Annotated in this window: 3 protein-coding genes and 1 pseudogene; all 4 read left to right on the forward strand. The window is 62.6% G+C overall.

The genetic code is table 11. From position 1 onward, the window contains the following. Window positions 1-97: 97 nt before the first annotated feature. On the forward strand, window positions 98-994 hold the full coding sequence (locus tag BVER_RS16610) for an alpha/beta fold hydrolase (protein WP_050454249.1): 897 nt from the start codon (window positions 98-100) through the stop codon (window positions 992-994). 198 nt (window positions 995-1,192) lie between these two features. Beyond that, window positions 1,193-7,006, forward strand: a complete 5,814-nt coding sequence (gene uvrA, locus BVER_RS16615; RefSeq protein ID WP_050454250.1) for an excinuclease ABC subunit UvrA — start codon at window positions 1,193-1,195, stop codon at window positions 7,004-7,006. Between the two features lie 38 nt (window positions 7,007-7,044). Continuing rightward, window positions 7,045-7,320, forward strand: a pseudogene (locus tag BVER_RS16620) (ACT domain-containing protein); the annotation flags it as partial. A 47-nt stretch (window positions 7,321-7,367) separates the two neighbouring features. Next, window positions 7,368-8,612, forward strand: a complete 1,245-nt coding sequence (locus BVER_RS16625) for a DUF445 domain-containing protein (protein ID WP_232316587.1) — start codon at window positions 7,368-7,370, stop codon at window positions 8,610-8,612. The last annotated feature ends 241 nt before the right edge of the window (window positions 8,613-8,853 follow it).

Raw genomic sequence — 8,853 nt, forward strand, 5'->3', positions numbered from 1 at the left:
CGACAGAATGTCATACGACGTCCTACGGAAAAGCGCGCTCAAACCGCGTTTTCCGACTCGCACTAGAATTGATGCTCCCTTTCTCCGGAGCGCCGCCATGCTGGATTTCGATCGACATATCGCCACGCCGACGCTTGAGATTGCTTACGCGGACAGCGGACCCGCCGAAGGCCCGGTCGTCTTCCTGATGCACGGCTGGCCCGACGCCGCGCGCGGCTGGAGCGCGGTGGCTGCGCGGCTGAACGCGGCGGGATATCGAACCGTCGTGCCGGAATTGCGCGGCGCGGGCGGCACGCGCTTTCTGAAGGCCGATGCGGTGCGCGATGGTTCGGCCGTCGCGCTGATGCAAGACGCGATCGATCTCGCCGATGCGCTGAAGATCGAAAGCTTCGATTTCGTCGGCCACGACTGGGGGGCGCGCGCCGCTTACACGCTCGCGGCGCTTTATCCGGAGCGCGTGCGCCGCATCGCCGCGTTGTCGGTGGGTTATCAGCCGGCGGGTGCCTTCGACGTGCCGGATTTCGCGCAGTCGCGGCGCTGGTGGTACCAATGGTTCATGTCGCTCGATGCCGGTCCCGATGCCGTCGCCGCCGATCCGAAAGGCTTCGCGCGCATTCAGTGGGATACGTGGGCGCCATCGGGCTGGTACGACGAAGCGGAGTTTGCCGCGACCGCGCGCGCGTTCGAAAATCCCGACTGGGTGCCGATCACGCTCAATTCATACCGGCGTCGCTGGTGCAAAGGCGAGGCGTCCGATCCGGCGCTGGCATCGCTCTACGAAAAACTCGCCGCAGTCGAGAAACTCGGCACGCGCACGCTGACGATTCACGGCAGCGCGGATTCCTGCACCGATCCGTCGACATCGGACGGGCAGGCGGGTTATTTCACGGGCGGATATCGGCGCATGGTGCTCGACGGCGTCGGGCATTTTCCGCAGCGCGAAGCGTCTGACGCCGTCGCCGATGCGCTCGTCGCCTTCTTGTCCGAGAACTGAACCAGCGATGCTGGCGAGAACCTTGCGCAACTGTCTGGAACGCAAGCTGAATGCTCTGAAACACCTCTGACACTTTTTGCGGCCAATACTGTATGCGTGTACAGTACTGTTCGCAGCGGCGAGTACGCGCCGGCCGGTCCGGTCCGCGTTCGCCCACGGCTTCAGGTAGCCGTCCAACTCATTGAATCGGTTAAGAAATTGGCATCCAACAACGCAATCCGCATTCGCGGCGCCCGGCAGCACAATCTCAAGAATCTCGATCTCGACTTGCACACCGGCCAGATGACGGTCGTCACCGGTCCGTCGGGATCGGGGAAATCGAGTCTGGTGTTCGACACGTTGTACGCGGAAGGTCAGCGTCGCTATGTCGAAACCTTCAGCGCTTATGCGCGGCAGTTTCTCGACCGGATGGATCGCCCGCAGGTGGATCGCGTGGACGGCGTGCCGCCCGCCATCGCCATCGACCAGACGAACCCGGTGCGCAGTTCGCGCTCGACCGTTGGCACGATGACCGAGCTCAACGATCACCTGAAACTGTTCTACGCGCGCGCCGCCGAGTTGTTCGACAAGAAGACCGCGCTGCGCGTGCGTCACGATACGCCCGAGACGATCTACGCCGAACTGCTCGAACGCACGCGCGCCGACGATCCGCGTCTCGCGATCACTTTTCCGGTCGAATTGCCGGATACGGCGAGCGACGAGGAAGTCGCGCAATGGCTGTCCGCGAGCGGTTATACGCGCGTGCAGGCCAAGCGGCATGTGGAGACGGAATCGGGCGCGCGGCAGTTGCTGGATGTGGTCGCCGACCGGTTTCGCTTGCAGAACACCGAGCGTTCGCGCGCATTGGAAGCGATCGAAAGCGCGTTGCTGCGCGGCACCGGGCGCGTCAACGTCTATGTGCTGAAGGAAGAAAGCGAGCCGGAAATCTGGCGCTTCTCGACCGGGTTGCATAGCCCGGAAAGCGATCTGCGTTATGCCGATCCGCAGCCCGCGTTGTTCTCGTTCAACTCGGCATATGGCGCGTGCGAGACGTGTCGCGGTTTCGGTCGCGTGATCGGCGTCGATTACGGCCTCGTGATTCCCGACGATAAAAAGACGCTCAAGGAAGGCGCGATCAAGACGCTGCAAACGCCTGCGTGGAAGGAAAATCAGGACGACCTCGTGCGATACGGCTCAAAGGCCGGCATTCGCCTCGGCGTGCCCTGGAAGGACCTCACGCAGAAGGAGCGCGACTGGGTCATCAAAGGATCGCCCGACTGGGACGGCAAGTGGCAGAACCAGTGGTACGGCGTGAAGCGATTCTTCGATTATCTGGAGTCCAAAGCATACAAGATGCACATTCGCGTGCTGCTGTCGAAGTATCGCAGCTACACGACGTGTCCTGTCTGCGAAGGCGCGCGCCTGAAGACCGAATCGCTGTTGTGGCGTCTCGGCACGAAAGAGCAGGCCGATGCGGTGCTGTCGCCCGCCAATCGCTTCATGCCGATGGGCGTCGACTGGTCGCGCGAGCAACTCGAAGCGCTGCCCGGCCTGACCGTGCACGATCTGATGCTGATGCCGATCGAACGTATCCGTCGCTTCTTCGATTCGCTGACGCTGCCTTCGACCTTGCTCGACGAAGCGCTGAAACTGCTGCATGCCGAAGTCCGCACGCGTCTGAAGTATCTCTGCGATGTCGGCCTCGGCTATCTCACGCTCGACCGGCAATCGCGCACCCTGTCGGGCGGTGAGGTGCAACGTATCAACCTGACGACGGCGCTCGGCACGTCGCTCGTGAACACGCTGTTCGTGCTCGATGAACCGAGCATCGGCTTGCATCCGCGCGATCTGAATCGCATTGTCGAGGCCATGCATCGTTTGCGCGATGCGGGCAATACGCTGGTCGTCGTCGAGCACGATCCTTCGGTGATGCTCGCGGCGGATCGTCTCATCGACATGGGACCGGGACCGGGCGAACGCGGTGGCCAGATCGTCTACGACGGCTCGCCGGACGCGATTCAATCCACCGACACGCTGACCGGCGCGTATCTCGGCGGCCGCAAGCATGTGGCGCATGCATCGAATTGGAATCGCCGCGCGGTCGACAAGAAAACGCCGCGTCTCACGCTCGAAGGCGCGAGCGATCACAATCTGCGCGACGTCACGGTGGATATCCCGCTGCAACGTCTCGTCTGCGTGACGGGCGTATCCGGCTCCGGCAAATCGACGCTGATTCAGGACGTGCTCGCACCCGCGTTGATGCGTCATTTCGGCAAGGCGACGGAAGCGCCCGGCGCGTTTCGTGCGTTGAAGGGCGCGGAGCATCTGAGCGATGTGGTGTTCGTCGATCAATCGCCGATCGGACGCACGGCGCGTTCGAATCCGGCGAGCTATGTCGGCGCGTTCGATGAAATCCGCAAGCTCTATGCAAAGGCGCCGCTCGCGCTGCAACGCGGTTATAGCGCGAGCATGTTCAGCTTCAACTCGGGCGACGGACGCTGCCCGACATGCGGCGGCTCGGGCTTCGAGCACGTCGAAATGCAGTTCCTGAGCGATGTGTATCTGCGTTGCCCCGATTGCGATGGACGCCGCTATCGCGCGGAAATTCTCGATGTGAAGATCGAACGCGGCGGGCGCGAACTGAGCGTCGCCGATGTGCTCGAACTGACCGTCAGCGAAGCAGTCGATCTATTTGCAAAGGATGCCGAAGTATTGCGCGTGCTCCAGCCGATCGTCGATGTCGGTCTCGAATACGTGAAGCTCGGCCAGCCGGTGCCGACGCTTTCCGGCGGCGAAGCGCAACGTCTGAAACTCGCGGGCTTTCTCGCCGAAACATCGCAGGCGAAGAAAAGCGAAAGCCGTCTCTTCATGTTCGACGAGCCGACCACGGGCCTGCATTTCGATGATATAGCCAAGCTGATGCAGGCGCTGCGCCGCTTGCTCGAGCGCGGGCATTCGCTGATCGTCATCGAACACAATCTCGATGTGATTCGCGCGGCGGACTGGATCATCGATCTCGGTCCCGAAGGCGGCGATGCGGGCGGCGAAGTGGTGTGTGTCGGTACGCCGGATGACGTGGCCGCTTGCGAGCATTCGCATACGGGCCGCGCGCTGGTCGAATACGAAGAAGCGATGCAACCGGGCGCGGCGGAGAAGCGCGCGGGCGTGCCGCTGCAACTCGCCGCCGAAGTGGCGAGCGCGCGCAAGGCGCTGCAAGGCGAGGACGTGGTGCGTATCGTCAATGCACGCGAGCACAATCTCAAGTCGCTCGATGTCGATATTCCGCACAACAAGTTCAACGTCGTGACGGGCGTATCGGGTTCGGGCAAGTCGACGCTCGCGTTCGATATTCTCTTTCACGAAGGACAGCGCCGTTACCTCGAATCGCTCAACGCGTATGCGCGTTCCATCGTGCAGCCGGCGGGCCGTCCCGAAGTCGATGCGGTTTACGGCATTCCGCCGACGGTCGCAATTGAACAGCGTCTGTCGCGCGGCGGACGCAAGTCGACCGTTGCGACGACATCGGAAGTCTGGCACTTCCTTCGACTGCTTTACGTGAAGCTCGGCATCCAGCATTGCATCCACGATGGCACGCCGGTGCAGGCGCAAAGCTCGGAATCGATCGCCGCGCAGATCATGCGCGATTTCAAGGGTCAGCATGTCGGCCTGCTCGCGCCGCTGGTCGTCAATCGTAAGGGCGTGTATACGGATCTCGCGAAGTGGGCGAAGACGCGTGGCAATACGCATCTGCGCGTGGATGGCGAATTTCTGCCGGTCAGTCCGTGGCCGAAGCTCGATCGCTTCCGCGAACATACGATCGAACTGCCGGTGGCCGATCTGATCGTCTCCGCTGAAAACGAAGCCGAACTGCGCCGCGTGCTCGACGATACGCTCGAACTCGGCAAGGGTGTGATGCATCTGATCGCGCCGCTCGACGATCTGTATGGCTCGTGGCAAAGCGGCAATCGGCGCGGCACGGAAGAAACGCGCGTGTTCTCGACCAAGCGCGCGTGCCCGGTATGCGGTACGAGTTATCCCGAACTCGATCCGCGCATGTTCTCGTACAACAGCAAACATGGCTGGTGCAATACCTGCGTCGGCACGGGCGTGAAGCTCACGCGCGAACAACGCGCCGCCTTCGACGACACGCTGTTTGCGCAAGACGACCGCGGACGCGAACAAAGCATCGGTTCGGTGGATCAGGAACCGGACGATATCGTCGATCAACCCTGCCCGGATTGCGAAGGCACGCGTCTGAACGATGTCGCGCGCGCGGTGACGTTCGGCGATTATCCGATCACGGAAGTCGGACGCTGGACCGTCGGCGATACGCGTCAGTGGATCTCGAAGCTCAAGCTCAAGGGACGCGATGCGGATATCGTGCGCGATGTCGTCAGCGAAATCGAAGGGCGCCTGCAGTTTCTCGAAGAGGTCGGGCTCGGCTATCTGAGTCTCGATCGCGCGGCACCTACGTTGTCGGGCGGTGAAGCGCAGCGTATTCGACTCGCGGCGCAGCTCGGCAGCAATCTGCAAGGCGTGTGCTATGTACTCGACGAACCGACCATCGGTCTGCATCCGCGCGACAACCTGATTCTGCTGAGCGCATTGCGCAAGCTGAACGACAAGGGCAATACGCTCGTCGTCGTCGAACATGACGAGGACACGATTCGCCGCGCGGATCACATCATCGATATCGGGCCGGGTGCGGGCAAGCGCGGTGGCACGGTCGTCGCGCAAGGCAACGTCACCGATCTCGCGGCGCATAAGGCGTCGTTGACGGGACAGTTCCTCGCGAATCCGATCGTGCACCCGTTGCAGCCGCGTCGTGAAGTGCGGACCGGCACGGCCAAGCGCGCGGCCGTGCCCGAGCAATGGCTCACGGTCGAAGGCGCGACGCTGCATAACCTGCGCAACGTGACGGCGACCATGCCGCTGAATCGTCTCGTCGCGATCACGGGCGTGTCGGGCTCCGGCAAGTCCACGCTCGCGCGCGACGTGCTGATGACGAACCTGCTCGATGCAGTGGGCCGTTCGGTGTTGTCATCGCCTGCGGTGCGACGCGCGCGCAAGGCCGCGCAAGCCGATGCGCCCGCGACGAAATCGCGTGCCAGCGTGTTGGCGCGTGAAGCGCCGCGTCCGAAGTTCGATGTCACGCATGCATGGCAGGGCTGCGCGGGCGTGACCGGATACGAGGCGATCGATCGCGTGCTCGAAGTCGATCAGACGCCGATCGGCAAGACGCCGCGTTCGTGTCCGGCGACGTATATCGGCATGTGGGACACCATCCGCAAGCTGTTCGCCGATACGCTCGAAGCCCGCGCGCGCGGTTACACGCCGTCGCGCTTCTCGTTCAACACCGGCGACGGCCGATGCCCCGCTTGCGAAGGTCAGGGCGTGCGCACCATCGCGATGAGCTTTCTGCCGGACGTAAAAGTGCCGTGCGATGTCTGCCACGGTCAGCGCTTCAATCCTGAAACGCTCGCGGTGACATGGCGCGGCAAGAACATCGGTGAAGTGCTGACGATGGAGATCGACGAAGCCGTCGAATTCTTCGGCACGATGCCGAGCATCGCGCATCCGCTGCAATTGTTGCGCGATGTGGGCCTCGGTTATCTCACGCTCGGTCAGCCTTCGCTGACGTTATCGGGTGGCGAGGCGCAGCGTATCAAGCTCGTCACCGAACTGTCGAAGGTGCGCGACGACGTCACGCGACGCGGCCAGAAGCCGCCGCATACGCTATACGTCCTCGACGAACCGACTGTCGGCCTGCATATGGCGGACGTCGCGAAGCTGATTCGCGTGCTGCATCGACTGGTGGATGGCGGGCATAGCGTGATCGTTATCGAGCACGATCTCGACGTGATCGCCGAAGCGGACTGGGTGCTCGATCTCGGTCCGGAAGGCGGCGTGAACGGCGGCACGATCGTCGCGGCGGCGGACCCGGATACCTTGGCCGCGCATCCGCGCAGTCATACGGGCGCGGCATTGCGCCCGGTGCTGGGGCGCACGCGTTCCGCTGAAAACGCGGCGTGACGATCATGTCGAAGCCGATCTCCGATCTCGATACGCTGGTCGTGATGGAAGAGGGCGCGGCGCCGGCGACGGGCATCGCGCCGTTGTTTCGCGCGGCGTGGATCACGCTGACGGTTCATTCGGACCTGCACGCGGTTGGCCTGACTGCCGCGTTCGCGCGCGCGTTGGGCGAGGCGAACATCAGCTGCAATGTGCTGGCGGCCGCGTATCACGATCATATCTTCGTGCCGGTGGAAGACGGGCTGCGCGCCATCGACACCTTGATCACATTGCAGCGTCATTCTGCTATGCTGGCGCCCTCTCCGAAACCATAAGATCGATAAAGATGGAAACGCAGGACAAAGCCTCATCGCTCAGAAGAATGAAGTGGTTTGCCGCCGCGTTGCTGGTGGCCGCGGCGGCGCTGTTCGCGCTCGCCAAGAGCCAGCACGACGTGGGCGTGTGGGCGTGGGTGTCATCGTTCGCGGAAGCCGCGATGGTCGGCGCGCTTGCTGACTGGTTCGCGGTCGTCGCATTGTTTCGCCATCCGCTCGGCGTGCCGATTCCGCACACGGCGATTCTTCCGGCCAACAAGGCGCGTGTCGCGGATAACCTCGCGGTGTTCGTGCGCGATCGCTTTCTCGGCACCGATGCGCTGGTCGCGCGCGTGAACGCGTTCGATCCGGCGAGCCGTCTGTCGGCATGGCTGGCCGAGCCGAAGAATGCCGATCTGCTCGGCAAAAAGGCGGTGACGGCGGTGGGGCAACTGGTGTCCTTCGTCGACGATCAGCGCATCAAGGACGTGCTCTACGATGCGATCCGCCGTCGCGCGGAACAGTTCGATCTCGCGGGCGCGGCGGGCGGCGTGCTGTCGACGCTGACTGAGGATCGTCGTCATCAGTTGCTGCTCGACGAAGGTCTGAGGCAGATGGCCGGCTGGCTCGACAAGCCGGAGACGCAGGAAATGCTCGCGGCGCGGGTCGTCGCGGTGGCGGGCGAGGAGTATCCGAAGCTCGTCGGCATGCTGGGTTTCGTCGGGCTGAATGCCGAGGAACTCGGCGCGGAGTTCGCGGCGGGCCTCGTGCGCGGGGCGAATCAGTGGCTGCACGATATCAGCGGCGATCCCGAGCATGAGCGGCGCAAGGCATTCGATGCGGCGGTGGAGCGGTTCGTCGAACGGCTGAAGAGCGATCCGGCGTTCAAGGAGCATATCGCTGCGCATAAGCGGCAATGGCTCGAGCGTCCGGAGTTGCGCGGATATGTGAACGGGCTTTGGGACGAATTCACTGCGTGGCTCGAGGCCGATCTCAGGCGGCCGGATTCTGCGTTGCACGCCAAGGTTGTTGAGGTGGCTGGCGGGTTTGCTCAGGCGCTTGGCGGGGATCCTGTTCTGCGTGATTCCATCAACGAGCATATGCGGGATGCGCTCAAGGCGCTTGCGCCTGAATTGCGGGAGGGCATTGCTAAGCACATCGCGGCTACTGTCAAGCAGTGGGACGATGCTACTTTGGTGCGGGATGTTGAGCTTAATATTGGGCGGGATTTACAGTTTATTCGTGTTAATGGGACGTTGGTTGGGGGCGCGGTTGGGGTGCTCATTCATGTGCTCGTAGTTTTTGTTTTTTGATTGCTTCGGGTTCTTTTGTCGCGATTTTTTGTTCAGTAACCGCCTCCCCGGCGGTGGGGTTACTTTCTTTGCGGCGGCAAAGAAAGTAACCAAAGAAAGCCGCTTGCCGATCCTAAGTAGTCTGGCCTGCAAAATTGAATTTGCCGGAATGGACCCAACGACGCAGTCTGGTGCAGACGTAAACGCACATCTCAGCCAGGTCTGCAGCGCACGAGTAGAGGTTGAGGCATGACGTTGAGCT

It is taken from the genome of Candidatus Burkholderia verschuerenii (assembly GCF_001189365.1).
GTDB classification, from domain to species: Bacteria; Pseudomonadota; Gammaproteobacteria; order Burkholderiales; family Burkholderiaceae; genus Caballeronia; species Caballeronia verschuerenii.

Excerpts from the sequence above, each read along its gene's own strand:
- BVER_RS16610 (WP_050454249.1), top strand. The coding sequence starts at position 98 with ATGCTGGATTTCGATCGACATATCGCCACGCCGACGCTTGAGATTGCT.
- BVER_RS16625 (WP_232316587.1), top strand. The coding sequence starts at position 7,368 with ATGAAGTGGTTTGCCGCCGCGTTGCTGGTGGCCGCGGCGGCGCTGTTC.